This window comes from Companilactobacillus kimchiensis, from assembly GCF_001438805.1.
GTDB classification, from domain to species: domain Bacteria; phylum Bacillota; class Bacilli; order Lactobacillales; family Lactobacillaceae; genus Companilactobacillus; species Companilactobacillus kimchiensis.
This window is the reverse complement of the sequence record NZ_JQCF01000001.1, coordinates 181483-207421: the sequence shown is the minus strand read 5'-3', so window position 1 is coordinate 207421 and position 25939 is coordinate 181483. Positions and strand designations below refer to the sequence as shown.

Genomic DNA, 25939 nt, shown 5'->3' with positions numbered 1-25939 from the left:
AAATGGATCAATTAATAAAAGTAGACATTAAAAACAATCAGCAAGTTTTGAGCGCTAGAGATTTGTATAACGGTTTAGAAATTGCTCAACGTTTTAGCCGCTGGGTATTAAATAATTTTGAAATGTTTGAAGAAGGTATTGATTATGTGCCCTGTACATCAAGTACACAGCTAAATCAATACGGTGGAACTAAAGAAATAGATGATTACACGATCACTATAGATATGGCCAAACAATTAGCAATGATGGTCAGAAATGACAATGGTAAAAGATACCGTAAGTATTTCTTAAAGCTTGAAGAAAAATGGAATGATCCTCAAGAAGTAGTTAAACGAGGTTATGAAATCTTACAAAACGAAAATAATCAATTAAGAATTGAGAACGACCAGCTTAAACCTAAAGCGTTATTCGCCGACACGGTAGCAGCTAGTGATGACACAATTTTAGTTAGAGATTTAGCAAAATTCCTACGTCAAAATGGTATCAATATTGGTCAAAATCGTTTATTCAATTGGCTGCGGGATAAAGGTTATTTGCTCAAGCAGAGTAATGGTTATGCACCTACTCAAAAGGCTATGGATTTAGAACTATTTGAAGTCAGTGAATGGACAATTTCGAATAACAATGGAAAGCCCAAAATTAAATTGACTACTAGAGTGACCGGCAAAGGTCAAAACTACTTCGTTAATAAGTTTTTGAAAGCTAAAGAAAAGGTGGAAGCATAAATGATAAATAGAGTAGTTCTAGTAGGACGTCTGACACGTGATCCGGAGCTTCGATATACAGCTAATGGTGCAGCAGTTGCTAGTTTTACAGTTGCTGTTAATCGCACATTTACTAACTCACAAGGCGAACGTGAAGCCGACTTTATCAATTGTACTATTTGGCGAAAAGCTGCTGAGAACTTCGCTAATTTAGTTCATAAAGGTTCACTCGTTGGCATTGATGGACGTATTCAAACAAGTTCATATGACAATCAGCAAGGACAACGAGTTTACAGAACAGATGTCATTGTAGAAAACTTCTCAAAGCTTGAATGGGATAACGATTCAAATGGTCAATCTAATGGGCATGCAGATAATCAAGCAAGTAAATCCAGTAGTACCAGTAGCTACAGCAATCAACGTGCAGATAATATGCAGAAAAACAATAATACCGATCCATTCGCTGACAAAGGAAAACCTATTGATATCAGTGACGATGACCTTCCGTTCTAATGTTCGTAAATAACAGTTATATTTTTATGGCCAAACTTTTAATGTTAAGAAAACGGCTGAAATATATGCTACCAGCAGAGATAATCATTCGGATTTAGGAGGTTAATATGAATTATAAAGAAATATATTCAAATTTCATTGAATTAATTTTTGAAGAACACAACAAGGATATTGAAGCAACAATTTCATATATCAATACTAACCAAGCCAAAATATATGAGTGGAAGCCTGAATTTAAAGAAGCAAAACGACATCTAACTTCTGGCGAAAAGAATGACATCATTTGGAAAATCATTACACCATTTTAGGAGATATTAATTATGACGGATGATAATTTGGCGGTCTATCAAATGCGTGAAAATAAGTATAAATTTACCGAAATAGCGAAGGCCATGCACAAAGAGCTTAACTACATCAACATTATTCAACGTCAAAATAACAGGATCGGTAAAAAATTATATAGAGAGGACGATGAGTGGCAGAGGCTGAATGCTAGAAGGAATAAGCACGGGTTCAAATAGATTAAATAAAAAAGCCACTCACAAAGTGAGCAGCTAATTAATTGATACCGACAAATCAATTATATCACTTATGGGGGCTGTATATCGTGGGACTATTACCAGATATAGATGAAAAGAAAACAATTGAAAATGTTAAAAATTACTTTGAACATGAGTTTCCTAGATTAATTGCTCAATCACATATTAGTCTGACGTTTGTACAGTCCCCTTCATTTGATAGTGTTGGAACTAGTGGCAGTACACGTAATACGCAGGAAGATAAAATTGTTGGTAAATTGGGTGCAAAACAATATATTGAGATAACCATGAAGCTAATTAATAATTGTCCACATGAGTATAAGATGATACTCAAAAATCATTACATTCATAGCATGGTAAATGTTGATGTTCAAGAGTTAATTGGTTATGGTCCGACAAGATATAACGAATTGAAAAATTTAGCATTATTATATTTTGCTGATTCATTTACAGATTGCTACGATTTGCATGTTTATATTCCAGAAAACCAAAAAAGCGACGTAATGCCGGTGTCTTAGCGACGTAATGGCGATTAAAGAGCGACACACAAGCGGTCACTTTCCGTTGTATATTGGTATTGTTGAAAAACAAAGAGATAGCGACTGTGGTTACTCCACCACTTTAAAAGGAGCATTTTAGGAAGGACACCTATCAAAACCAAACACTTTTTAAATAACAATTTTCTTTGTGCTAATTAACAACCGTCTCAACAGACGTAAAATGTTTAACCCTTAATAGTGATCAGTGATGATAAAGCTGGTCACAACATGCGGATAATATTGGATATATGTTAGGTGGAATCCCCCGTTACTACAAGTTAATTTAATACCAAAATGTAGACATTGCTTTTATAAAACTCCTAATTTTAATTCATTAAAATATCGCTTACTTAATATTCTGGTTCGATTCCAGATATCCGCTTATGCCATAAACGTCCGCGTACCGAAGAGCTGTATGGCAATAAGATTAACCGTGAAACTTACAACAACTATTAGAACGTTGTTTGACATTGTGATGATGAGGGGACAGACGTGTTACCGCTAAGGTTAATTAAATTAGTTACATATGTAGCATACCAATCTGGCAAGCACGCAACAGGTGATGCTGGCCAACCACTTGTTAGATTGGCTATATAGTTTGATAGCTCAATTGGTTAGAGCGGGATCCTTATAAGGGCACGATATAGGTTCAAACCCTAATCAAACTATTAATTTGAGATCAGTCAATTATGGCTGGTCTTTTTATTTTGCATAAATAGAGGAAAATAGAAAATGAAAAATGCTGATAAATGGATGCGTGGGTTGCCTTACGTTGGAAATAAGGGGCAAAAGGCACAGCAAATAATTGATCTTTTACCCGATGGTGAAAGATTTGTTGATGTATTTGGCGGCGGTGGATCAATTTCACTGACAGCTAGTAACAGCGGTAAGTGGGATAAGGTTATTTATAACGAGAAACGTAAATCCGTTGTGAGCTTATTAAAAGCTTTGATATATGACAGTCCTCATATAGATTTAGAAAAATATGTTTATATTACAAGAAAAGAGTTTTTTGACTGGAAGGATAATAAACCTGATTCAGTCAAAAGAACTCTTATTTTATTAGTATGGTCATTTTCAAATAGCATGAAAAGTTATTTGTGGGGGAAAAGTATAGAAGACGAAAAACTAGTTTTGACCAGAGGTCTATTTTTTGGAGATACAGGTACTATTTATGATGATCTATTTTTAAAGGCAAGTAAATTAGAAACAATTCAGGCAAAACATGCTTTCTATCATAAATGGCGCATTAAGAATATGGGCCTGTCTGGTCATACAGATCAATTACAACAATTAGAACGGTTACAACAATTACAGCGGTTACAAAGTTTAAAACAATTACAGCAGTTAGAACAATTAGAACGGTTACAACAATTACAGCGGTTACAAAGTTTAAAACAATTACAGCAGTTAGAAAGTTTAAAACAATTACAGCAGTTAGAACGGTTACAACAATTGGAATTCATTAATGGAGATTACATAAATTTAGATATAAAAAAAGATGATGTTGTCTATTGTGATCCTCCATATGTTAATACCAACAAAGTTTATGGTGAATTCAACAATAGTGATTTTGATAAATGGATGAATGAATTACCAACAAATGAAATTTATATTTCGGAATATAAGAAATTACCAAATACGAAAATTGTAGCTGATTTGGGTAAAAAGCAAAATTTTGTTTCAAAACAGGGTGATTTAAGAAAATCAGAATTGCTTCTAAAATATATACACCATTAATATTGAGAACAATTATGTTAATCCAAGACCAGTTAGATGGAAGCGAGATAACGGCTCGTGGGACTTTCCAAAATGATTATGAAAACAGTCCATTGGATAATGAGCATAATCATATAGTATTAACATAGACAATTGCCTGATGAATACTTATATATTAGCCGTGAAACTTAGCTCACTATTCGTACGTGAGTGGACATTGTGATGATGAGGGGAGCAGACGTGTAACCGCTAAGGTTAATGGTAGTGTGGTAGCTTCTTAATTGAAGCGCTCTTTAAGTAGAGGGATAAACCGTGGGTTCGAATCCCACTCACACTATTAATTTGAGATCAGTCAATTATGGCTGGTCTTTTTATTTTAAATTGAAAGGACTAATTAAATGATTGATTTAAAACAAGGTGATTGCCTGGAATTGATGAAAGATATACCTGATAAGTCAGTTGATGCAGTTGTTACAGATCCACCATATGAATATTTAAACCATAGGTTGGATAAACATTTTGATGAAACAACCGTATTTAGAGAATGGAACCGTATTATGAAAGATGACGGATTTATACTTTTTTTCGGTCGCGGTGAATCATTTCATCGCTGGAACTATCTATTAAACAAAAAAGGTTGGAATTTTAAGGAAGAAGTGATTTGGAATAAAAGAAGAACATCATCACCAATGCTTCCAATAGGCCGTGTTCATGAAATGATTTCTATTTTATCTAAGAACGGAAAGGTTAATAAAGTTAAGGTTCCATATATTAAAAAAAATAAATATGATTTGAAAAAAATAAATGATGATATATCACGTATCTCAAGCGCGATAAATAATCCTAAAGAATTAAAAATGATTCAGGATTATTTAAGTGAAGGACAATTGGAATATTATCGCGGCAGCGTAGATGGAATTGTATTGTCAGGAAAAGTCAAAGTAGCAAACGCTGGACTGAACGTTTTGAGAGGCGTAGTAAATGGAAAAAATGAACAGGATATTATCTCAGAAGTATCTATTAGGAATAGAAAAAAACAATTTCATCCAACTCAAAAGCCCATTTCTTTAATGCAACGATTGATAAAACTAGTTAGCAATGATTCTGATATCATTTTTGATCCATTTATGGGTTCTGGTTCTACTGGAGTAGCGGCAGTCAATCTTAACCGTGATTTCATTGGTTATGAATTAGAGCAAGACTATTTCGACATAGCAACTAAGAGAATTAATAAAGCAATTGAAGATCACAAATAGTGGTCTTTTTATTTTGGAGGAAAATATGAAATTTGACAAAGCAATTAAATTAATGAAGCAAGGCAAGAAAAAGCCTACAAAGATGTGTAATCATGAAGATGATTAAGACATCTTGCGGGTTGATGACACCACTTGAAGCTAAAATGATTGGCGATGTTGACCGTGAACTAAAGAGAAATAAAGCGAAGTCTAAAACTAAAACAATAAAAAATAAGTAATTAATATCTCAAAAGGAGGTAGGTGCCATGTAATGGATAAAAAGGAAAAAGCTGCACAAGATTATTCTAACGGCATGAAGTACAAAGATATATCTGCAAAGTACGATATACCGATCAATACATTGAAGTCGTGGCGAAGTCGAGAAAAATGGAAAAGGGATGCGCCCGCAACTAAAAAGTTGCACCCACAAACTAAAAAGGTTGCACCCAAAATAGTAGATGAATTAGAGGCAAACAGTGAGCTTAATGATAAGCAAAAGCTGTTCTGCCTTTTTTATTTGCAGCGATTCAATGCAACTTGGGCATACCAAAAAGCATATGGCGTTAATTATGACAATGCTTTAAGGGCTGGACCAAGATTGATGGGAAATGTTGGTGTAAAAGACCAATTAGCAAAACTAAAGAAGCAATTACATTCGGATATTTATATTAGTATCGATGACATCGTTAAGGAATATGCCAAGCAAGCCTTTGCCAGTTTAGGCGATGTATTAGACTACAAGGTCCATAAGGAAATTGTTATGGATAATGATGGCAATGCTTTTCTTGATACAGAAGATAATCCGGTTGAGAAACATGTTGCTGATATTTATTTGAAACCTAGTGAGGAAATAGATTGGTCGCTGGTCCAAGAGATGCATCGGGGAAAAGATGGATTAGTGGTCAAACTTTATGACAAGCAGAAAGCATTGGATAGTTTAACCAAATTGGCCGATACATTTAAAGATAAGGATGACAATAATATGATTCAGATCATAGATGATATTGAAGGAGATGATGAAGATGGTGCAAAAGGTAAGACTTAAAAGTAAAATTGCACCATCGTTCAGACAACTTCATGTAGATATCAAGAATCGTAGACATTCAAATTATTGGCTTAAAGGTGGACGTGGTTCAACTAAATCTAGTTTCGTATCAATTGAAGTTGTGCTTGGAATCATGCGAGATCCAGAAGCTAACGCAGTTGTACTCAGAAAGGTTGCAAATACTTTGCGTGATTCAGTATATGATCAATATCTTTGGGCGATTGATGCATTAGGTGTGCAAGATTACTGGAAAGAGTCAGTTAGCCCTATGACACTGACATACAAACCTACAGGTCAACAGATTCGCTTTAAGGGGGCAGACAAGCCAAGAAAGATTAAGTCTCAGAAGTTTCGTCACGGATTTACCAAGTTTAAACATTATGAAGAAACTGATGAGTTCAACAATTGGGCTGAGATACGTTCAATGAATCAATCTCTAAATCGTGGTGGTAGTAATATCATTACTTTTTATTCTTACAATCCTCCTGCCAGCCTTAATAGTTGGGTTAATCAGACAACGGCTAAAGAAGGTACTCGTGATGATACTTTAGTTCACTCATCTGATTACTTGTCGGTTCCTAAAGAATGGCTAGGAAAAGAATTCTTGGCTGATGCCGAGCAATTGAAGAAGGATAATCCTAAGGCGTTTAATCACGAATACTTAGGTGAAATAACTGGTACTGGTGCAGAAGTTTTTAACAACATTACATTAAGAAAAATTACCAAAGAAGAATATCAACTATTCGATAACATAAAAAGAGGTCTCGATTTTGGTTTTGCTCATGATCCATTAGCATATGTCGAGACCTTTTTTGATGTCGCAAGACACCGACTATATATTTTTAATGAAATTTATCAGGTTGGGTTGAAGAATAGAAATGCTGTTGATTTGATTAAGAAACTTGATCCAGAAAATAAGCAGGTGATTGGTGATTCTGCATCCCCAGGTACGATTGCTGAATACAGAGATATGGGATTGAACGTTTATGGTGCAATAAAGGGACCAGGTAGTCGAGACCAGGGTTACAAATGGCTGCAAGATTTGCGTGAGATTGTTATTGATCCTAAAAAGTGTCCTAACACTGCAAGGGAATTTAGTACTTATGAATTAGAAAAAGATTCAAATAGAAATTTCAAAGCTGGTTATCCTGATGGTAATGATCATGCTATGGATGCCACAAGATATTCACTTGAATCAACAATTAGGAAGGGAGGTTTCAAACCTTGGAAATAGAAGCAATGAAGAGGTTGCTACAAAATACTGATGCCCGAAGAATGGAATTCAACGTTAGATTTGATAAGTCGTTGAAATATTATTTCAATAAGAATGACATTACTATTAGAAATGATGGCGAGTCGAAGGTTAATGAACATGGGAAAGATGATCCATTACGTAGTGCTGATAATCGTGTTAGTTCGAACTATCATCAGTTACTTGTCGATCAGGAGGCAGGATATTTAGCAACCATTCCACCTTCAATTGATGTGGAGGATGATTCACTCAATGACAAGATTAAGAATACTTTAGGCGATAACTTCAATTTAAGAATGAATCAGTTAGTAGTTGATGCTGCTAATGCAGGAGTATCGTGGGTTCATTATTGGATCGATGACAGTGGACAATTTAGATATGGGATTGTGCCTCCTGATCAAGTAACACCTATCTATTCTAATGACCTGGATAAGAAGCTGTTAGCCGTTAGAAGAACGTACTCACAGCTTAATCCTGATGATGGTAAGTATTATAAGGTTCATGAATATTGGACTGACGAGGATTGCACAGTATTTAAATCAATGAACCCTGGCTATTCTGATTTGTCTGAACTGACTGATAGATTTACTACGTATGACGTTGCTACAGGCATGGAGATTGGAACCGGCAATGTATTGCATCATAATTTTGGACGTATTCCATTCATTCCGTTTCCTAAGAATAAATATGAACGTCCTGACTTGTTGAAATATAAGGGACTGATTGATGTTTATGACAATGTATATAACGGATTCGTGAATGATGTTGATGATGTGCAGCAAGTTATCCTTGTATTGACTAATTATGGTGGTGAGTCATTAGATAAGTTCAAGGAAACATTGGTTAAGGATAAAGCTATCAAAGTTGATTCAATGGGAACTGGTGATAAATCAGGTGTCGATACATTAACGATTGATATTCCTGTTGAAGCTAGGAATTCGTTATTGGATATTACCAAGTCGGATATCTTTGTTCACGGACAAGGGATAGATCCATCGGACTTTGAAACTAATAATGCTACTGGTGTTGCAATTAAGATGTTATATAGTCACTTGGAATTGAAAGCATCAGTTACTGAATCATATTTTAGAGGCAGTGTTAATCAACTAGTAAGAGCAATTATGAATTGGTTGAATGTTCCTGATGCTGATGGACGTAAAATCACTCAGACATGGACTCGTACAGCTATTCAAAATGATGTTGAACAAGCTCAAGTTGTATCACAGGTGGCCAGTGTCACATCTGATGAAGCAATTGCTAAAGGTAATCCGCTTGTAACTGATTGGCAGCAAGAATTGCAAGACCGACAGGATAATATTATTAAGGGTGATGGATACAGCAATGAGAAATCACTTGATGATTTAGATGGTAATGAAGATGAGTAATCTTACATACTGGGAGAAACGATTCCTCCAAACTAAGGCCAGTCAGCTCAAATCAACGGAAGCGTATGAACGTGCATTACAACCTCAACTCAAGGGGTTACTTAATCAAATTGACCTCGAAGCTAATCAATACTACCGAAGATATTCAAAAAATAACGATATTCCTGAAGAAGAAGCTCGTAAAATATTAAATAATATCGGGAATTCTAATTGGAATATGACGTTGAATCAGTTCAAACAGAAGGCCATCGAAGGTGGTCACGAAAAGGAACTTGATAATGAATATTTTAAAAGTCGTATTGCTAGGTTGCAGAATCTTGAGAAACAGATTAAAGATAGAGCAGGTTATTTTGCTGAGGGTGAAGAATCTCATATGGGGGATGCATTAGCAGCTCAATATAAAGATTCATATATGCGGACGGTTTATAAATCGCAGTCAGCTCAATCAAGATATTCTTCTAATTTTGCTCATTTTAATGATGATCAGTTAAAACTAATTGCAGGGCAACCCTGGTCAGGAAAGAATTTCTCAAAACGTATTTGGAAAAACTATCATGAAGTATTACCTGATAAACTTATGGATACAATGTTGAGGGGAACCTTGTTAGGCTATGCACCTTCTAAAATATCTAATATGTTACATGCTCGATTTCAAGATGTTAGTAAGAAAGATATTCATCGATTAGTATTTTCTGAATTGGGACATATCAGTGAGGAAGCAACGGCAAAAGGTTATGAGGAATCAGGGGTTGAAGAGTATGAATATATGGCAACACTTGAATCTCATACTTGTGAAGTGTGTGCTCATTTAGATGGTGAAATATTTAAAATGCCGGAGAAAAAGGAAGGCATTAACTATCCATTAATTCATCCTAATTGCCGGTGTACTACAGTTCCTTATATTGAAGGATTACCTGAAGTTAAAGAACGTTGGATGCGTGATCCCAAAACAGGTAAAGGCAAGATTATTAAAAATATGAGCTTTGATGAATGGAAGCAAAAATTTAATTGAGTGCTATTTTTGTACTATTTTGACCTGAGTAAGTCGTAAAAGTGCTTATTTTTTATACCTCAAATGTGGCCGTTCCACGTAAATCTAACGAGAGAGGATTTTTAATTATGAAACGAGAATTTTTAAAAGGATTGAATCTGGACGATAAAGTTATTGACCAAATCATGTCTGCTAACGGTACTGATATTGAAAATACTAAGAAGTCATTTGGGGATGTTGATTCTATTAAGCAAGAGAATGAATCATTGAAGACTCAAATGTCTGAACGTGATAAAGATATTAAGTCGCTATCCAAGCAAGTTAAAGATAATGAGGACTTATCAGGCCAGTTAAAGACCTGGCAAGACAAGTACAAGGACGATACAGATAACCTTAACGCCCAATTATCCGAAACAAAGCTGAACGGAGCGTTAGACAACGCCTTAAATTCAGCCAATGTTCGTAATACTAAGGCAGTCCGTGGACTTTTGAATATGGACACTATCAAGCTTAATGATAAGGGTGAACTCGAGGGCGTTAATGATCAACTTGATTCACTCAAGAAGACTGATAGTTATTTATTCGATGAAGGAAACAAACAAGGATACAAGCCTGCTGGCGGACAAGGTCCCGTTGATAAGAATTCAGTCCAAGATTTAGTCAATGCGTTCAAACAATAGAAAGAAGGAAAATTAAATGCCAACAGTTAATTATGCTGATGCATATCAACAAGCCGTCCAAGAAGCTTTTTATGACGGTCACTTATATTCACAAAATCTTTGGAATTCACCATCAAATAGTATTATCAAATTCGATGGAGCTAAACATATCAAAGTTCCACGTTTAAGTATTGAAGAAGGACGTAAGAACCGTACACGTCGAACAATCACATCGATTGCAGCTAATTACAGTAATGATTGGGATTCATATGAACTGACAAATGAACGATATTGGGATACTTTAGTTGACCCATCAGATGTTGACGAATCAAATATGGTTATCTCAATGGCAAATGTTACACGTCAATTTAATTTGCAACAAAAGATGCCTGAAAAGGATCGTTACATGTTCAGTAAATTGTTTATTGAGAAGACAAATGCCGCTGATGGTGATATCTATACAGACACTATTGACGAAAAGAACATCTTAGAATTATTTGATCAAATGATGGTTAATTTTGATGAGCAACGTATTCCATCAGATAACAGATTTTTGTATGTAACACCTAAGATTAATTCAATGTTGAAACGTGCTGATGCCATTAATCGCCAATTAGTTATTACTGATGTAGCTAATATTCACCGTAATGTATATAGCTTGGATGATGTCAAAATTGTGGTTGTCCCATCTGATCTAATGCAAACATCATTTGATTTTGAAGTTGGATCAAAGCTTGAGGATGCTGCCAAACAAATCGACATGATGCTTATTTACAATGGTGTGCAAATTGCTCCTGAGAAGTATTCATTTGTAGGATTCGATGCACCATCAGCTCAAAACAGCGGTAACTATTTGTACTATGAACAATCATATGATGATGTGTTACTTCTTAAGACTAAGACCCGTGGGATTGCATTCGTAACATCAGATAAAGCCCCAAAAGCATAGAGGTTCCCTCACAAATCAAGGTAGAACCTAGTGATGGCGGAGCCGATTTCACAGCAATTATTTAAGGAGGAATTACATGACTACATTAAATGTATATAAGGGTTCAGAGGTAGTTGGAACTGGCGAAAGTCCAGTTCATGTTAATTTGGATCCCGCCACTTATCCTGCAGGAACGTTTAAGGGTGAGTTGGTTGATGATAATGGTAAGAAGACTGACAAGTTTGATTTTCCAGAGGTTACAGTTATAGCTCCAGTCATTGGTGTAACTAAAGTCACATTAGACCCTGCCACAGCATCAATTGTTGTTGGTGCCACATCTAAACTGACTGCAACAGTAGAGCCTTCAAATGCCACTGAAAGTGGTGTTAATTGGAGCTCAAGTAATACTGCAGTAGCAACCGTATCTGGTGGAACTGTGACTGGTAAGACAGCAGGTACATCAACAATTACGGCTACATCTAAATCAGATAGTAAAATCGTTGGAACTACAAAAGTTACCGTGACTGCAGCAGAAGGTTAGGTGATTTAAATGGAAGAGCATCCACGAATTGATGATATAACTACTACTCTTAAATCATTGATACCGAATACTAATAAGTTGGATAGTTATGATTCAATAATTAATTTTGTAGTATCAAAGGTTATAGATGATGTAACAAGTTATACTCATATTCCAGTTATTGAATTACCGGAGGAGTTGGACAAGGTTATTGTCAGCATCAGTATGCAACTGATTGATTCACATCAATTCCTTGTTCCAATTGAAGATAAGAATGATGATGTTCAATCATTATCAGAAGGTGATACGTCAGTTACTTTCAAATCTCCTGCAACTATCTTTACTGAACTTCAGTCAATTAATCCATTGTCCGATAATTACGTAACGATTTTAAATAGTTATCGGAGGATTCAACGATGATTGGTGCATTCAAACACATGGGTAGGGTATTACCTAAGTTGTGGAATGACAGAGTGACGATTAAAGGTGTCATTGGGACTCAAAAGGGAGCTTTTACTGGTAGTAAAGATGTAACCATAGTTGAAAATCATCCAGCAAAGGTTGTTTTAGGAGGTCAAAAGCCTTCTGAACAATCTTTTTTTGGTACTGATCAGTATTATGCTAAGTTATTGATTGATAATAGCGTATTTATTCCTGCTGGAGCTGATATTTATGTTACTGATGTAAATGGTCACAAGACTAAATACAAACGTGCTAGTAAAGGATATCAGGGCTATGTCAGCCATCAAGAGGTAGCGATGATCAGAGATGAAAAAGCCAAGGATGTGGTTGGTGATGGCATGGGGAACAATTGATGATGCTGAGTTTCAAAAGTTTGCTGACAAGGTAAAGAGTAAAATTGAAGCTCAAGAAATTAGACAGGCTGTTGAGTCCAGTTCTAAGCGTGTTGGTACTCAATCACTTAAGGGTGTCAAATCCAGAACGCCTGTTGGTCAATATACTGACGGTCGGACTGGTGGCACCTTGAGAAGAGGTTGGCATTTGAATGGTCCTACGTACAATGGTGCATTATTCCTGATTGAAATAGAGAATAACGTTGAGTATGCCGGATATGTTGAAGATGGTCATCGTACTCGTGGAGGTGGTGGCTGGGTATCAGGTCAACATATGCTTATGGAAACGTTGTTTGAAATTGAAGATATGATGCCGATGTTGTTGACTCCTGCAATGAAGAAGTTGGGAGGTCTGTTTGATTGAAAGTTAGTATTATAGATTTAATTGGAAATGAATTAGCAAGGATTTTTCCTAATATTCCAATATATCGAGAAAACCAGAAAGGTGGCTTTGAAGAGCCATCTTTTTTTGTTGAAAAGATTGTCACAGGCGTTAAGCCTGAATTATTTAATATTCAAATGAGAAAGTACAGCTATCAGTTAGTTTATTTTCCTAAGTTAGATGATTCAAAAGCTGATATAGAAAATGTGGAAGATATTTTGTTAGATAATTTAACTCAATTAACTGATTATGCTGTGATTCGTGATCGAAATTTTAAGCAGTCTGATGATAATACGTTGTTATTAACATTTGGTATTCAAGTCAGAGCACACAAGATTGATGAAACAGATAAGCAACGAAATATGAAATTTAAAGGGAAGATTGCTGATGGAAGATAAATTTACTAAAGATTCATTGGTTAAAAGTGATGGGTTCAGTGTCATTGATCGAGATATTTTACAAATCGTCCTTTCAGATAGTGATCAGTATTCACTCACTGAAGCAAAAAGATTAATTAAGAAGTTTAAAGGAGGAATCAAGTAATGGGTGGAACTTGGACAACACAAAATAAACGTCGACCAGGTGCTTATATCAATACGATTGGTGCTGCACAACCAAAAGCTGATACCAATCTAGGTCGAACACTCTTGGTCAACAATGTCACTCTTAATTGGGGTGCCAAAGGTGTTACTGAATTAAATTCAAATTCAGATTTTAAGGCTTTACTAGGTGAATCATTAGATACACCAGAATTAGGAGCTTTGAGAGAAACTTTGAAGGGTGCTTTAACAGTACTTTTCTTAAATGATAATGATGGTGATAAAGCGACAATTTCAAACGATGCTTTGCCTTGGAATTTTACAGCTAAATATCCTGGTACCAAAGGTAATGAATTGCATGTGACGGTTGTTAAGGATCCAAACGATACAACTAGAATTACAGTTTCAACTATTTATGGTACTGAGGTTGTTGATCAACAAGTTATCAGAACAACCACGGCTAAAGGCTTGAAATCAAACGAGTATATTGATGTTGCATTTACAACTGATGAGGTACCTGGTGTTGAGGACAAACCAGCAACAAATAAGTTAGAGTCGCTTGCAAACTCAACTACCTACGATTTGACTGGTGGAACAACTAAACCAATCGAAATCACAGAATTATTAAATGAAGCTTTAGAAACAGAACAATTCAATGTGGTTACTGCTGCAGGTTTCAAACCAGATGATAATATTCACCAATTATTAGCTCAATCAGTTCAAAGATTACGTGATGATGAAGGTTATAAAGTCCGTGCTGTTGTACCAGTTTATGAAGGCGGCTATGACTACAATTATGAAGGCATTTCAGTAGTCGCTAATGGCGTTGTATTGGAAGATGGTACTCAAATTGATACTACAACTGCGGCTGGTTATTTTGCTGGTATCTCATCTGCTACTGATGCAAGTAAATCATTAACTTATTCAGAATATCCTGGTGCAGTTTCAACTAATCCATCACTGAATAACGAATCAACCATTAAGGCATTAAATGATGGTTTGATCGTATTTACAGCCAAGCGTGGTGGACGTGTGGTAATCGAACAAGATATTAATTCATTGACTACATTTAGCGACAAGAAGCCTAAAGACTTTAGCAAGAATCGAATCATCAGAACTCTAGATCAGATTGCTACTGAATCGGAAGAAGCCTTTGAAGATATGTTCATTGGCAAGGTCAATAATGATTCAACTGGTCGTGACTTATTTAAGGCCAATCGAGTTTCTTATATGTCGAACTTGATGAAAGCAGGCATTATTGCTGATTTTGATTCATCAGATTTAACAGTTGAACCTGGTAATGATAAGGATTCAATTTTAGTCAATGTGGCAGTAACGCCAGTTGATAGCATGGAAAAACTTTACATGACAATCGTGGTTGAATAGGAAGGAGAATGAAATATGGCTGAATCAACAAGTACTATTGGTAGTTTTTTAAATGGTAGAGATACTATTTCAACAAAGGACGCCAAACTATATATCACAATTAATGGAAAAGTGATTCCTTTGATTGAAGCTACTAAATTTACAGCGAAGTTAGAAAAAAATAAGGAAGATGTTCAAACTCTGGGTAGTAGATGGAAACACAAGAAAACAACAAGTGTAGAAGGTACCGGTACTTTAGGTGGATATGTAATCAGTTCATCGTGGTTGAAATATGCTTTACCTTACATTCAAGGTGGCAAAGATTTATACTTTGAAATCACGATGTCAATTGAAGATGCTACTTCAAGAGCTGGAAAACAAACAGTTCACTTAGGCGAAGTTAACTTAGACGATATTCCTATTGGAGATTTTGAAGCCGATGATGGTGTAATGGAATGGGAATCAGACTTTACGTTTGAAGAAGTAGATTTGGTAACACCATTTACAGGATTTGATTTATAGGAGGAGTTTTATTAATGGCAGACGTTAAAGATTTTTTGATGCAAAATGTGGATGCAAAACCAGAAACAAGGGAGATTAAGTTTCCTCGATTTAAAGCACCATTTGTAATTAAATCAATTACAGAAGATGAAAATTCAGTTCTTCAAAAACAAGCCACAACTAAGACGAAAGACAGACAAACACGTCAAATCACATCAACTGTTGATCAATCTAAATATGTTGATCTGTTAGCAGCCGCATGTGTTGTGTCTCCTGAACTTGATAATGCTGATTTACAGAAGAGTTGGAACTCAATTGCTGATCCAGTGGGACTTTTGAAAAAAATGTTAAAAGTTGGGGAATACGCCGAATTACTCAATCAAATTCAAGATTTATGTGGTTTTGATTTAGAGGATGTGGATAATCTCCGTGAAGAAGTAAAAAACTAGCCAATTCTAGTGATACAGGCGATTTAAATTACTATTTCTATGCAATGAATGAATATCACTGGACGCCTCAAACGTGGCTTTCGTTTTCAAATAGAGAAAGAGCGTTAATTATCGCTGGAATTGAAATAAGAATCAATGAGGAAAAGAAACAACAAAAAGAGGCAGAAAGAAAGGCTAAGTCCAAAGCACATCGCTAGGATTTAGCTTTTTTTTGCTAGAAAGGAGGTTAATATGGCTACTATAAGTTCCACAATTAAAATTTACGATGGCTTTTCTTCAACATTAAGTAAATTAGGTTCAGGTTTAAGTAAAGGGGAATCAGGTTTTCAACGTTTTAAATCAGTTTTAAACGGTGGTGGTGCGTTTAGCGGACTAACTAAATCAGCTGGACAAGCTGGTGGATTGTTCAAATCTGTTCTTGGTGGAACTGTTGTCGGTGCTGGAATCACTAAAGGTATTGGACTGGCCACTGCTGGAATTACTTCTATGGTAGGTGAGTTGAACGAGTCAAGTAAGGCATGGCAGACATTTGATGGTAATATGCAGATGATGGGTAAGTCACCTAAGCAAATTGCCGTTGCTAAAGGATCCATGCAAAAATTCGCTCAACAAACAATCTATTCTGCATCTGATATGGCATCTACGTATAGTCAATTGGCTGCCGTGGGTATTAAAGGTACCGGAAAACTAGTTAAAGGTTTTGGTGGATTGGCTGCTGCGTCTGATAATCCTCAACAGGCTATGAAGACGTTAAGCCAACAAGCCACTCAGATGGCTGCCAAACCAATGGTTCAGTGGCAAGACTTTAAGTTGATGTTGGAGCAAACACCTGCTGGTGTATCTCAAGTCGCTAAGACGATGGGAATGTCGACCAAAGATTTAGTTTCAAGTGTTCAAGATGGTAAAATTGCAACTCAAGACTTCTTTAATGCTATTTCTTCTACGGGTACTAATAAGTACTTTTCAAAAATGGCTACACAATATAAGACAGTTGGTCAAGCTATGGACGGTTTAAAAGAAACTGTTGCTAATAAGATGCAAGGTGCATTTGATCGGGTTGGTAAAGTCGGAATTAAGATGGTGAGCAATTTAACTGATTCAATCGGGAATATTAACTTTGATGCGTTCGCCGACAAAGCAATGATAGTTATTGGAAAGATTAAACAAGGTATTGGCGATATGTTTAGTGGTTTTAAATCTACTGGGGCTTTGGATAATATTAAAACTATGTTTGATGATTTGGGTAATGCGGGAAGTAAGATATTTGGAAAGATGTCTGGTGGAAAAAATAATATTTTTTCACAATTAGGGGCATTTGCTGGCAGCTCTTTATCAGGAGTTGTTAAATCTATTTCAGCTATTGCAAAAGTTATTAGTAGATTGAGTCCTGGTACTATCACAGCATTAGGCAGTGCTTTTATAATCCTAAAAGGCGGTTTAAAAGGTCTTGTGTTTACAGCCATTATCAATGGAATTAGTAAATTGAAACCAAGTACTATAACTAAAATTGCGGGAACAATTAAAAATCTTGCAGTTGCATTTATAATTTTGAAGGCTGCTATGAAAATTGGTAGTGGAATATCAAATTTCTCAAAGATGTTTAAAAAATTGAAGACCCCTAAGACGCCTAAAGTTCCTAAAACGCCTGAGTTACCTCAAACTCCTAAGACTGGTGGAATTATTCAATCAGCTAGTGCTTACATGAAATTAGGAGCAGCTTTGATGATGGTTGGTGCAGGTGTTGCTCTAGCTGGTGGTGGAATGTTGCTTATGGCTATGGCGACTCAAAAGATTGCCTCAGGTGGAGGTGCTGCTATTGCTGTATTTTTTGGTATGTTTGCAGCAATTGCCATACTTGCCGTTGTGGTCAAACTATTAGGGCCTGAATTTATCGTGGCCGCTGCTGGATTTTTAGTATTTTCAGCAGCCTTATTATTGATTGGTGTATCTATTTTCATTGCTTCTGCCGGTATAGCATTATTAGCTACTCAATTGCCTTTAATTTCTCAATATGGTGTTAGTGCAGCTGTTGGATTATTGGCTTTGGCTGGTGCTATTGCGGTATTTGGATTGGCTGCTATTGTTGGTGCTGTTGGTGTGTTAGCACTAGGAATTGCCATTGCAGTTCTTGGCGTTGGTTTTGTAGTAGGTGCAATTGGTGCCATTTTATTTGGTGCAGCTTTATTATTAATTGGTGTCGGTGCAATGGTTGCTGCAGTTGGTACTTTATTGCTAGGGGCTGGATTAATGATTGTTGCGGTTATGTCAATGCTAGCTGCAGTTGGTTTGCTATTAATGGCAGTAGCTTTGATTATGATTGCAGCTGTTGCAATTGTTGCTGGTGTTGGAATGATGATATTCGCTGTCGCTTTAATGATGGCTGCACCACTTATGATGATTGCAGCTATTGGAGCATTGTTACTTGGAGTTGCAGCTATCAATTTAGGAGCAGGATTAATTATCGTTGGTGTTGCTCTTATGATTGTTGCTAGTGGTTTAACTATGGTAGCTTCAGCGGTTATTACCTTGGCAACAGCATTTATTATGGCTGGAACAATGATGGTAACTGCCATTGTTAGTGCTATGTCTAGGGTTGTAACAGCAGTTTCGAGTGGAATTCAGAATGCTGTTAATGCAGCTAAGGGGTTTGTTAATTCATTGGTTAGTGTAGGTAAAGATTTAATTCAAGGCTTAGTTAATGGTATTAAATCAATGATTGGATCGGCTGTCAGTGCAGTTAAGAGTGTTGCTGGTAAAGTAGTTTCTGCTGCTAAGTCTGTGCTTCATATTGGTTCACCATCAAAATTGTTTAATCAATACGGGCGTTGGGTTGATCAAGGTTTAATCAATGGATTGAATAGAGATTCAGGCGCTGCAGCTGATGCTTCAGCCAATATGGCACAAGGAGTAGTAGACGCTGCTTCTAATATGAATCCTCAAATTGGACCAATGACTATGAGTGGATTAGCAAATAACCCTGGTGATATGTTAGCAAATGGTTTTCAACGTGCATTAGGTGTTTTAAACACTTTGATGACAACCTTTCAAGGTTTAAATGGATCCAATCTAGGTGTTAATGGAACGATTCAAAATGATTTAAAAAATGATGATCCAGTTATAGGTGCTGGTGGTATTGTTTCAAAAGGTGCTAATAGCAGTACAACGTCAAATAGTCAAAGCACTGTTAACATTTCGCCTGGAGCAATTCAAATAAATAGCACAGGGAATGAAAACTATGATGGTGAAAAATTAGTTTCAATTATTGAACAATATTTAATAGACAGAAATAATGCTTCACTAGGATAGGAGGTGATGTATGTGGATAATCATTTAGGGTTTTATTTAACAAATGATTCAAATGAAACGATTGAATTACCAGTTAATCCAACAGAAATTATGATCAAACGTGAAAGTGATGATAAATCTGAAACCGTTATCAAACTTGGTGAAGTCAATTTATTGGGTGAAGACAAATTACAGGACATTAGTATTGAGAGTTCACTACCTATAGATCCTAAGGCGGTGAATTATATTTCAGCATTAGAATTATTGGATTCAGCTCAGGATTATATCGATTGGATTGAATCAGCTAGAAAATTAAAAAAACCAATTAGATTGGTTATTTCAACTACTAAGGTTTCTTTGAAGTCAACGATTTCCAGTTTTGAATATGGTATGAAGAATGGATATGATGGTGAATATACTTACACATTGTCGTTAAAAGAATTCAGACCATTTGAGGCAAAAAAAATAGGCGTTAAACAACAACCAGTACAGACTGTTGAAGAACGTCCCAGTCCACCTTCAAAGGTGGGTATGGGTTCAATTGTTATTGTTAACGGTCAGCTGCATAGAGATAGCCAAGGCAATGGACTGGGGCAAACAGAGCAAAATGCTACTAGAAAGATTTCTCTAGTTGCTCCTGGTGCTTTATATCCATATCATGTCGCTACTTTAGATGGTGGCTCTCGTGGTTGGGTCAAAGAAAGTGATGTGAGATCAGCATGATTACCAAATTTACTATTGGTCGCCGACATAGTGGTGATACTTGGAATGTTATTAATTTGGTTAGTGATATTAAATGGGTCACTGATTTAAACTTCGCTGCAGGCACATTAACATTTGATTTGCTATTTGATAGTTCGTTTTACCCTCAAGATGGTGATGTGGTTGAATTCCAGTGGGATGAACAAAAGATATTTTATGGCTATGTCTTTAAAGTAAGTTTTAAAGAAGACAAGAAGTTTAGTATTACAGCCTATGACAAGACTAGGTATCTGAAGAATGAAGATTCATTAGTTTGGCCAATCTCAACCATTTCAGATAGATTTGATACTGTTTGTAAAATGGCTGAAATAAGTCACAAGGTTGTTAATGGTTCAGATTATAAATTACCTGCAGAAGTGGCCGATAATAAGACATACTTTGATATGCTGAAATCAAGCATTGATAAGACTCAAAAGGCTACTAATCAAATGTATTATGTTCTTGCTAACTATGATGTTGTTGAATTGAGAAAAGCACCATATAACGAATTGAATATTATTGTTGGTGACCAGTCCTTGTTGACTGGATTTTCTTTTGAGAAATCAATTGATGAGGCTGCTAATTCAGTTCGTATTATTAAAAAGAATCAAGCTGAATCACAACAGACTAGTTCAACTTCATCTGTTAGTGAAGAATCTAGTGGTGAAGATCCTGCTAAAACTAGTTTCAATTATACCGATAGTATTGCAGGTAATGTTCAAGATTGGGGTAAGCTCCAAAAGGTCGAGAATGCTAAAGATAAAGCCAATGATGCTCAAATGAAACAGCGAGCAGATGAATTACTGAAAGAAAAAAACAAGGAAACTTATACATTAAGTTTGACCTGTTTGGGCGATACGTCATTGATTGCTGGTAATTCTGTGAATATTCAAATTGATGATTTATCTAAGGCTGGTTTTTGGATTAATAACACGGCAATTATGAAGGCTACTCATACTTTTGATGTGGATTATAAATGTGATTTAGAAATGAAGGTGAATGAGCCATGGCTGGAGAACAACTCCTCGGAATGATGAATAGTAAAGGTGGTAACGAATCAGATTATGCCGATATTGTTTATGGAAAAGTAATTTCAAGTGATCCATTAAAGATTCAGACATCTAACCAAATGATTTTGTCTGAGTCTTTTTTAGTACTTGGAAGACAAGTTACCAAACATCAGGAGCGTATCAGAGTGCTAGCTCATCATGATTCTATTGGAGATACATCTGGTAATCGCCCCGATGTTTTTGAAACTATTGAAATTGACGGAACATTAAAAGATGGTGATTCAGTAGTGATGATTCGTTTTAATGGTGGTCAGCAATTCTTTGTTCTTGAAAGAACTAATGACAGAGTAGGAGATGATAACTAAGATGGATAATCCTACGAAAACTTATGAAATCAAAAATGGACGTATTTTGAATAAATTTGATGGTCATGAAGCAATGATTCAAGCGGTCAATAAAATTTTGAAAACTGAAAGATTTGTTTATCCTATCTATAATAACCAATATGGTAATGATTTCTTTGAACTTTTTGGAAAGAGTTTTGATTATGCAACTGTTGAAGTTGGGAGAATGGTTAAAGAAGCACTATTGGCTGATGAACGAGTTTTAACGGTTACTGTTGACGATATTGAAATTGTTGATAGAACTATTTTGAAAGTCCATGGATCATGCACAACAATCTATGGAAATATTGATATAGAGAGTGAGGTGAGTGTAAATGACGCCTGAAGATTTATCTAATAAGATTGAGAAGCAGAATTTTGACTTTTACCTATCTCAAATGATGAAAAACGTTCCTGATGATATTGATAAGCGACAAGGTGCAATTATCTATGATGCTTTAGCACCTGCAGCTATGGTTATGGCTCAGCAATCATTGAGCCTATCCAATATTGTTCGAGAGACCTATCTCAAAACTGCAGACGGTGAGTTTCTTGATTATCGAGCTGTTGAGCATGGGACTTCAAGACAATTGGCAACAGCTACGCAGGCTAAAGCCAAATTTCTGGATAATAGTGGGCAACCAATTGATAACGTCGAAGTCGGCGATAGATTTGCCAGCTTAGGTGATACGCCGATTTTCTATAAGGTTATCAAAATTAACGCTGATTTAACTGGAATGTTGGAGGCTGAAGAAGTTGGTACCCGACCTAACGGATATTTTGGCCAGATTCTTCCAGTAACACCAAATGATATTTTGTCATGGGCTGAAATTGTAGAGGTTTCTATTCCAGCAAAAGATAATGAAACAGATGAGCATCTTAGAAATAGACTGTTATCGACTGATTCTTGGATTGCTTATGGTGGTAATATTACTGAATATTTAGATATGTTATCTAAGATTCCGGCTGTTGGTTCGGCCCAGGTTTATCCTGTTTGGAATGGTGGTGGCACTGTTAAGCTGGTTGTTTTGGATAATGATTTAATGCCAGCAAGTTCAGAACTATTGACCCAGGTCAAAAATGAAATCGATCCACCGGATTCGGAAGGACTAGGTTATGGGCTAGCACCTATTGACCACACGGTCACTGTAGTGGCACCAGAGCCTATCACAATCGATATTTCAACTAAGATTGAAGTTGATGTTCAACGTGATATTGAGGTCTTACAACCTAAAATATTGAATGCTATTGCTGATTACTTTCATCTTAAAAGAATTGCCTGGAGTGAATTGAATAAGTCAACCGGTAGGGGCTATGCACTCACAATTTATAGATCACAAATTCTATCAGCAATTATGAAAGTTGATGGTGTAGTTAATGCTAAGATTCCTACTTTAAACGGTATTGATGATGATATTGCCTTGAAATTTGATAATGATGTATCACAACTTCCGATAGTTGGGACGGTGGTTTTAAATGGTTAAGCTACAAGATTACCTTCCAGAATATTATGACGACATTTATGAAATGCAGAAATTGGTAGCAGCAGAACAAGTTGATTTCAGTGATTTTGATGATTTGATTCTTAGAACGTTATTGAATCAATTTGTTATTCAAACTGATATTGATGGTATTTCAATTTTTGAGGACCAGTTAGGAATTGGTCCTAATCCAAATGATTCACTTCAAACTCGTCAATACAATGTTCTGATGCATTCATTGCCGCCTAATCCTATAACTCTACGTTATTTTAGGGAACTACTTCATACATTAAACGTACCAGCATCGATAAATGTTGAATACGCCATTAGAAATGTAATAGCGAAAGCAAAAAGAAGTGAGATTAGCAAAGATCAGATTAAACGTCTTAGGTACCTATTAAACGTTTATCTACCGGCTAATCTCACTTTTGATATCATCACGACTTCTGATACAGATGCAGTATTGAAATATTATTTAGGTGTTGTTTACAATACTGAAACCAGAGTTATTTCTAACCCTAGATTGATTACCTATGCCGCTTCAAAAGCTAAGTTATATCAAGGCTCAATTTCATCTCAAACCTTGGTTAAGGCTAGGTCAAGAGCTTTAATTACGAAAAAAACAGAAATAACTAATTCAAGTGTCATCTTTACATCGAAGCCAATGATCTCTATAGAAATAAAAACATACCCGAAAGAAAAGGAGCTGAATATTATTGTCTAAATATAGCGAAACAATCCTTACAGCAAATGGTTTGGATTTAGCAACTAGAGCAGCCAACGGAAAAGTTAGATTCACGATTACTAGAGCAGCTGCAACATCAAATGATTTAAGTGCAATGTCAGAGGTTGATTTACAAAACCTAACTAAATTGCCAAATGAAATACAATCAGGGACTATTACAAATAGGGATGAGAATATTCCGAATTCTAAAGCTGTCGTTGGTACGGAAATTTTATTTACCAATGAAGAAATTAAAAATAGTTATTCGATCAATGCTGTCGGATTGTATGCACAAGAAGAAGGTAAAAGTGAAGAAATCCTTTATGCTTTAAACATTGCCGTTGAACCAGAATTCATGCCAGACTTTGCGGATAAAGTATTATTACAATTTAAGATCACAATGTATATTATTGTCGGTCGTACTGAGAACGTGACAGTTATTATTGATCCGACTGGATTAGCAACAAAAGAATATGTTAAAGATAGAATTGCTGAGATTGATATAAATGATAAGATTCAAGATTCTAATATTGATAATCAATTACAAAAGCAATTGGCTTATTCAGAATACAAGAGTAAGGACTTGAATAAAGTTACTCAAATAGCAGAAGCAGTTGGACATATGACCCGTGGTTTTAAAATTATCGATAATGATGGAAATATTGATGCACATCTTCCAGATCCTTCTGATGGTTTAATTGATATATCTGATTTGAGCTTGAACGGTAGTGGAGGTTCTGATAAGGATCATCCTGCAGCTGGGATTGACTACTATGCCGGTTCAATGGAAAACGGAGAGATCACCGATAGACATATTGCTTATTCAAGTTCAACAAATCCAATCAATAAAACTAATATTAAATTTGAACTTGATGTTGGAAATAAGTTAAATATGATTGGTACAGGTCTTCAATATATTGTAAATTTACAAAAAACAGCGATAACAAAGGGAGTAATGGGAAAAGTATCAAAAATACCATTTAATTATGATCCTAAAAACGCCTTTAAAGCAGGATATTATACGACCACGGCTCCAGTACCGATGTATACGAAGTCTGAAAGTTTTGAAGTTGATGAACCTAATACAATTACATTAGAAGGGATAGGTGAAAATCTAGGTATGAAAAACCATAAAGCACCTGGATTTACTCTTACCTTTAAATCGGATAAGACTATGGATATCGAACCAATACAAGGATATGACAATGATGGTGACAGTGGAGGGGTAAATGGATTTATATATGATCCAGTGATTGAATTTATATCTACATATAATGTTCAACCTGCCGTAGTTCAATTTCCAACAGGAACTTTATTATTTAGTGGTAATACTTCTGCGGAAGTTGCATTGACTGCGGTTAATGATTTCATGACTAATGTATCTGGATTAAAAATTGAATTAAATAATGCCATGCGCATCGTAAGCCCACATAATTCAATATTTGGTATTTCAAGAACTGAATTGGGATTACCGAATACCATATATATTCCTAGGAGCGCCCTCATTTTCGGTTTTGATTATTTGAGTACTGAAAGTTCATATTTAAGTCATGTTACTATCAAACCTGTCCATTATTTTTATGGTACTGGTGGTAATGAGAGTATCGATGCAGACGTTAAAGGATTTTCAAATAGTATTAAGATTGGTAATTCTTCGATTAAAGTTACAAGTAATACATGGCTTGATAATAAGACAAAAGATACATTGGAAGGAAAATGTACTCTTGTAGTTAGTGTTAAAACTGTTTCAGCTTGGAAGGTGGAAGAATAAATGTCACAAATAGCTGTAATTGTAAAAGATGGTATAATTTCAGATTATGCTGATGAAAATTCGGCGCAAGCACAGATGAGATTAAATGTAGGTTGGATTCTAGTTGATAGTGATCCAGCTTTTTCTGTTGAAGAAAAAAATCTCTGGACTGTTAGATCAGAAGATAATGCTTTGGTTCATAAATCAACAAATCAAACATCAGCAGAGGAAAAAAATTCTGTATTGACCAAATTGACATTGAAAAATCTTTCTTTGAAGTCCGATATGGCTGATATGAATAAAATTCAAACTGCTCAAACACTTCAGAATTTACAAGATGAAAAAGATAAAGAAGACCAACAAAAAGTTATCACTAATTTAACTATGCAACTTATGAAATTAAGTAATAACTCTATTTCAGGAAGCACAAATTAGGAGGAATTAAT

The 25939-nt window shown here is 35.7% G+C and carries 31 protein-coding genes and 2 tRNA genes; all 33 read left to right on the top strand.

Features of this window, described 5'->3' with window-relative positions:
- Positions 1-2 precede the first annotated feature (2 nt).
- The 33 genes from IV57_RS01130 (at position 3) to IV57_RS00980 (ending at position 25928) form a co-directional block, all read left to right on the top strand.
- A complete protein-coding gene (locus IV57_RS01130) occupies positions 3-725 on the top strand; it encodes a phage antirepressor KilAC domain-containing protein (protein ID WP_057879647.1) in 723 nt (240 codons plus the stop codon).
- Positions 726-1217: a single-stranded DNA-binding protein gene (ssb, locus tag IV57_RS01125; RefSeq protein ID WP_057879646.1), complete on the top strand. Its 492-nt coding sequence runs from the start codon at positions 726-728 to the stop codon at positions 1215-1217.
- Between the two features lie 107 nt (positions 1218-1324).
- Entirely contained in the window at positions 1325-1525 is a 201-nt protein-coding gene (locus tag IV57_RS01120) for a hypothetical protein (protein WP_057879645.1), read from the top strand.
- A 12-nt stretch (positions 1526-1537) separates the two neighbouring features.
- A complete protein-coding gene (locus tag IV57_RS01115) occupies positions 1538-1738 on the top strand; it encodes a hypothetical protein (RefSeq protein ID WP_057879644.1) in 201 nt (66 codons plus the stop codon).
- Positions 1739-1824: 86 nt separating this feature from the next.
- Entirely contained in the window at positions 1825-2274 is a 450-nt protein-coding gene (locus IV57_RS01110) for an ArpU family phage packaging/lysis transcriptional regulator (RefSeq protein ID WP_057879643.1), read from the top strand.
- Positions 2275-2890: 616 nt separating this feature from the next.
- Positions 2891-2963, top strand: a tRNA-Ile gene (locus IV57_RS01105).
- Between the two features lie 64 nt (positions 2964-3027).
- On the top strand, positions 3028-4035 hold the full coding sequence (locus tag IV57_RS01100; RefSeq protein ID WP_057879642.1) for a DNA adenine methylase: 1008 nt from the start codon (positions 3028-3030) through the stop codon (positions 4033-4035).
- 242 nt (positions 4036-4277) lie between these two features.
- Positions 4278-4351 (top strand) — tRNA-OTHER (locus IV57_RS13085).
- A gap of 61 nt (positions 4352-4412) precedes the next feature.
- Positions 4413-5270, top strand: coding sequence for a DNA-methyltransferase (locus IV57_RS01095; RefSeq protein ID WP_057879641.1), 858 nt, complete (start codon positions 4413-4415; stop codon positions 5268-5270).
- A gap of 250 nt (positions 5271-5520) precedes the next feature.
- Positions 5521-6294 carry a terminase small subunit gene (locus IV57_RS01090; protein WP_057879640.1) on the top strand — a complete coding sequence of 258 codons (774 nt, stop codon included), beginning with the start codon at positions 5521-5523 and terminating at the stop codon, positions 6292-6294.
- Complete coding sequence (locus IV57_RS01085; protein WP_201782891.1) at positions 6272-7528, top strand: PBSX family phage terminase large subunit; 1257 nt, start codon at positions 6272-6274, stop codon at positions 7526-7528. Before IV57_RS01090 ends, IV57_RS01085 begins: the two co-directional genes overlap by 23 nt.
- Positions 7519-8931, top strand: a complete 1413-nt coding sequence (locus tag IV57_RS01080) for a phage portal protein (RefSeq protein ID WP_057879638.1) — start codon at positions 7519-7521, stop codon at positions 8929-8931. The genes IV57_RS01085 and IV57_RS01080 overlap by 10 nt, the downstream gene beginning before the upstream one ends.
- Positions 8924-9943 (top strand): minor capsid protein, encoded by a 1020-nt coding sequence (locus IV57_RS01075; RefSeq protein WP_057879637.1) that lies wholly within the window; start codon positions 8924-8926, stop codon positions 9941-9943. The genes IV57_RS01080 and IV57_RS01075 overlap by 8 nt, the downstream gene beginning before the upstream one ends.
- A 107-nt stretch (positions 9944-10050) precedes the next feature.
- The gene (locus tag IV57_RS01070) at positions 10051-10602 is read left to right on the top strand and encodes a phage scaffolding protein (protein ID WP_057879636.1); all 552 of its coding nucleotides are present in this window, start codon (positions 10051-10053) and stop codon (positions 10600-10602) included.
- Between the two features lie 16 nt (positions 10603-10618).
- Entirely contained in the window at positions 10619-11530 is a 912-nt protein-coding gene (locus tag IV57_RS01065) for a hypothetical protein (RefSeq protein WP_057879635.1), read from the top strand.
- A gap of 76 nt (positions 11531-11606) precedes the next feature.
- Entirely contained in the window at positions 11607-12050 is a 444-nt protein-coding gene (locus tag IV57_RS01060; protein ID WP_057879634.1) for an Ig-like domain-containing protein, read from the top strand.
- Between the two features lie 9 nt (positions 12051-12059).
- Entirely contained in the window at positions 12060-12449 is a 390-nt protein-coding gene (locus IV57_RS13080; RefSeq protein WP_057879633.1) for a head-tail connector protein, read from the top strand.
- The gene (locus IV57_RS01050; RefSeq protein WP_057879632.1) at positions 12446-12844 is read left to right on the top strand and encodes a hypothetical protein; all 399 of its coding nucleotides are present in this window, start codon (positions 12446-12448) and stop codon (positions 12842-12844) included. The genes IV57_RS13080 and IV57_RS01050 overlap by 4 nt, the downstream gene beginning before the upstream one ends.
- Positions 12825-13247 carry an HK97 gp10 family phage protein gene (locus IV57_RS01045; RefSeq protein ID WP_057879631.1) on the top strand — a complete coding sequence of 141 codons (423 nt, stop codon included), beginning with the start codon at positions 12825-12827 and terminating at the stop codon, positions 13245-13247. The genes IV57_RS01050 and IV57_RS01045 overlap by 20 nt, the downstream gene beginning before the upstream one ends.
- Complete coding sequence (locus IV57_RS01040; protein WP_057879630.1) at positions 13244-13663, top strand: phage tail terminator family protein; 420 nt, start codon at positions 13244-13246, stop codon at positions 13661-13663. The genes IV57_RS01045 and IV57_RS01040 overlap by 4 nt, the downstream gene beginning before the upstream one ends.
- A complete protein-coding gene (locus tag IV57_RS13270) occupies positions 13653-13808 on the top strand; it encodes a hypothetical protein (protein WP_169790817.1) in 156 nt (51 codons plus the stop codon). The genes IV57_RS01040 and IV57_RS13270 overlap by 11 nt, the downstream gene beginning before the upstream one ends.
- Positions 13808-15190: a phage tail sheath family protein gene (locus IV57_RS01035; protein ID WP_057879629.1), complete on the top strand. Its 1383-nt coding sequence runs from the start codon at positions 13808-13810 to the stop codon at positions 15188-15190. Before IV57_RS13270 ends, IV57_RS01035 begins: the two co-directional genes overlap by 1 nt.
- 15 nt (positions 15191-15205) lie before the next feature.
- Positions 15206-15691 (top strand): phage tail tube protein, encoded by a 486-nt coding sequence (locus tag IV57_RS01030; protein WP_057879628.1) that lies wholly within the window; start codon positions 15206-15208, stop codon positions 15689-15691.
- A 14-nt stretch (positions 15692-15705) separates the two neighbouring features.
- Positions 15706-16119 carry a phage tail assembly chaperone gene (locus IV57_RS01025; RefSeq protein WP_057879627.1) on the top strand — a complete coding sequence of 138 codons (414 nt, stop codon included), beginning with the start codon at positions 15706-15708 and terminating at the stop codon, positions 16117-16119.
- Between the two features lie 231 nt (positions 16120-16350).
- The gene (locus tag IV57_RS01020) at positions 16351-19425 is read left to right on the top strand and encodes a tape measure protein (protein WP_057879626.1); all 3075 of its coding nucleotides are present in this window, start codon (positions 16351-16353) and stop codon (positions 19423-19425) included.
- A gap of 12 nt (positions 19426-19437) precedes the next feature.
- Positions 19438-20127, top strand: a complete 690-nt coding sequence (locus IV57_RS01015; protein ID WP_236704296.1) for a hypothetical protein — start codon at positions 19438-19440, stop codon at positions 20125-20127.
- Positions 20124-21179 carry an XkdQ/YqbQ family protein gene (locus tag IV57_RS01010; protein WP_057879624.1) on the top strand — a complete coding sequence of 352 codons (1056 nt, stop codon included), beginning with the start codon at positions 20124-20126 and terminating at the stop codon, positions 21177-21179. The genes IV57_RS01015 and IV57_RS01010 overlap by 4 nt, the downstream gene beginning before the upstream one ends.
- Complete coding sequence (locus tag IV57_RS01005) at positions 21152-21520, top strand: DUF2577 domain-containing protein (RefSeq protein ID WP_057879623.1); 369 nt, start codon at positions 21152-21154, stop codon at positions 21518-21520. Before IV57_RS01010 ends, IV57_RS01005 begins: the two co-directional genes overlap by 28 nt.
- A gap of 1 nt (position 21521) precedes the next feature.
- Positions 21522-21884 (top strand): DUF2634 domain-containing protein, encoded by a 363-nt coding sequence (locus IV57_RS01000; protein WP_338025633.1) that lies wholly within the window; start codon positions 21522-21524, stop codon positions 21882-21884.
- A complete protein-coding gene (locus tag IV57_RS00995) occupies positions 21874-23022 on the top strand; it encodes a baseplate J/gp47 family protein (RefSeq protein WP_057879621.1) in 1149 nt (382 codons plus the stop codon). Before IV57_RS01000 ends, IV57_RS00995 begins: the two co-directional genes overlap by 11 nt.
- On the top strand, positions 23015-23743 hold the full coding sequence (locus IV57_RS00990; protein WP_057879620.1) for a putative phage tail protein: 729 nt from the start codon (positions 23015-23017) through the stop codon (positions 23741-23743). The genes IV57_RS00995 and IV57_RS00990 overlap by 8 nt, the downstream gene beginning before the upstream one ends.
- Entirely contained in the window at positions 23736-25514 is a 1779-nt protein-coding gene (locus tag IV57_RS00985) for a phage tail protein (protein WP_057879619.1), read from the top strand. The genes IV57_RS00990 and IV57_RS00985 overlap by 8 nt, the downstream gene beginning before the upstream one ends.
- Entirely contained in the window at positions 25515-25928 is a 414-nt protein-coding gene (locus IV57_RS00980) for a hypothetical protein (RefSeq protein WP_057879618.1), read from the top strand.
- Positions 25929-25939: the final 11 nt, after the last annotated feature.

Excerpts from the sequence above, each read along its gene's own strand:
- IV57_RS01130 (WP_057879647.1), top strand. The coding sequence starts at position 3 with ATGGATCAATTAATAAAAGTAGACATTAAAAACAATCAGCAAGTTTTG.
- ssb (WP_057879646.1), top strand. The coding sequence starts at position 726 with ATGATAAATAGAGTAGTTCTAGTAGGACGTCTGACACGTGATCCGGAG.
- IV57_RS01120 (WP_057879645.1), top strand. The coding sequence starts at position 1,325 with ATGAATTATAAAGAAATATATTCAAATTTCATTGAATTAATTTTTGAA.
- IV57_RS01115 (WP_057879644.1), top strand. The coding sequence starts at position 1,538 with ATGACGGATGATAATTTGGCGGTCTATCAAATGCGTGAAAATAAGTAT.
- IV57_RS01100 (WP_057879642.1), top strand. The coding sequence starts at position 3,028 with ATGAAAAATGCTGATAAATGGATGCGTGGGTTGCCTTACGTTGGAAAT.
- IV57_RS01095 (WP_057879641.1), top strand. The coding sequence starts at position 4,413 with ATGATTGATTTAAAACAAGGTGATTGCCTGGAATTGATGAAAGATATA.
- IV57_RS01090 (WP_057879640.1), top strand. The coding sequence starts at position 5,521 with ATGGATAAAAAGGAAAAAGCTGCACAAGATTATTCTAACGGCATGAAG.
- IV57_RS01085 (WP_201782891.1), top strand. The coding sequence starts at position 6,272 with ATGGTGCAAAAGGTAAGACTTAAAAGTAAAATTGCACCATCGTTCAGA.
- IV57_RS01075 (WP_057879637.1), top strand. The coding sequence starts at position 8,924 with ATGAGTAATCTTACATACTGGGAGAAACGATTCCTCCAAACTAAGGCC.
- IV57_RS01070 (WP_057879636.1), top strand. The coding sequence starts at position 10,051 with ATGAAACGAGAATTTTTAAAAGGATTGAATCTGGACGATAAAGTTATT.
- IV57_RS01065 (WP_057879635.1), top strand. The coding sequence starts at position 10,619 with ATGCCAACAGTTAATTATGCTGATGCATATCAACAAGCCGTCCAAGAA.
- IV57_RS01060 (WP_057879634.1), top strand. The coding sequence starts at position 11,607 with ATGACTACATTAAATGTATATAAGGGTTCAGAGGTAGTTGGAACTGGC.
- IV57_RS13080 (WP_057879633.1), top strand. The coding sequence starts at position 12,060 with ATGGAAGAGCATCCACGAATTGATGATATAACTACTACTCTTAAATCA.
- IV57_RS01050 (WP_057879632.1), top strand. The coding sequence starts at position 12,446 with ATGATTGGTGCATTCAAACACATGGGTAGGGTATTACCTAAGTTGTGG.
- IV57_RS01045 (WP_057879631.1), top strand. The coding sequence starts at position 12,825 with ATGGCATGGGGAACAATTGATGATGCTGAGTTTCAAAAGTTTGCTGAC.
- IV57_RS13270 (WP_169790817.1), top strand. The coding sequence starts at position 13,653 with ATGGAAGATAAATTTACTAAAGATTCATTGGTTAAAAGTGATGGGTTC.
- IV57_RS01035 (WP_057879629.1), top strand. The coding sequence starts at position 13,808 with ATGGGTGGAACTTGGACAACACAAAATAAACGTCGACCAGGTGCTTAT.
- IV57_RS01030 (WP_057879628.1), top strand. The coding sequence starts at position 15,206 with ATGGCTGAATCAACAAGTACTATTGGTAGTTTTTTAAATGGTAGAGAT.
- IV57_RS01025 (WP_057879627.1), top strand. The coding sequence starts at position 15,706 with ATGGCAGACGTTAAAGATTTTTTGATGCAAAATGTGGATGCAAAACCA.
- IV57_RS01020 (WP_057879626.1), top strand. The coding sequence starts at position 16,351 with ATGGCTACTATAAGTTCCACAATTAAAATTTACGATGGCTTTTCTTCA.
- IV57_RS01010 (WP_057879624.1), top strand. The coding sequence starts at position 20,124 with ATGATTACCAAATTTACTATTGGTCGCCGACATAGTGGTGATACTTGG.
- IV57_RS01005 (WP_057879623.1), top strand. The coding sequence starts at position 21,152 with ATGGCTGGAGAACAACTCCTCGGAATGATGAATAGTAAAGGTGGTAAC.
- IV57_RS01000 (WP_338025633.1), top strand. The coding sequence starts at position 21,522 with ATGGATAATCCTACGAAAACTTATGAAATCAAAAATGGACGTATTTTG.
- IV57_RS00995 (WP_057879621.1), top strand. The coding sequence starts at position 21,874 with ATGACGCCTGAAGATTTATCTAATAAGATTGAGAAGCAGAATTTTGAC.
- IV57_RS00990 (WP_057879620.1), top strand. The coding sequence starts at position 23,015 with ATGGTTAAGCTACAAGATTACCTTCCAGAATATTATGACGACATTTAT.
- IV57_RS00980 (WP_057879618.1), top strand. The coding sequence starts at position 25,515 with ATGTCACAAATAGCTGTAATTGTAAAAGATGGTATAATTTCAGATTAT.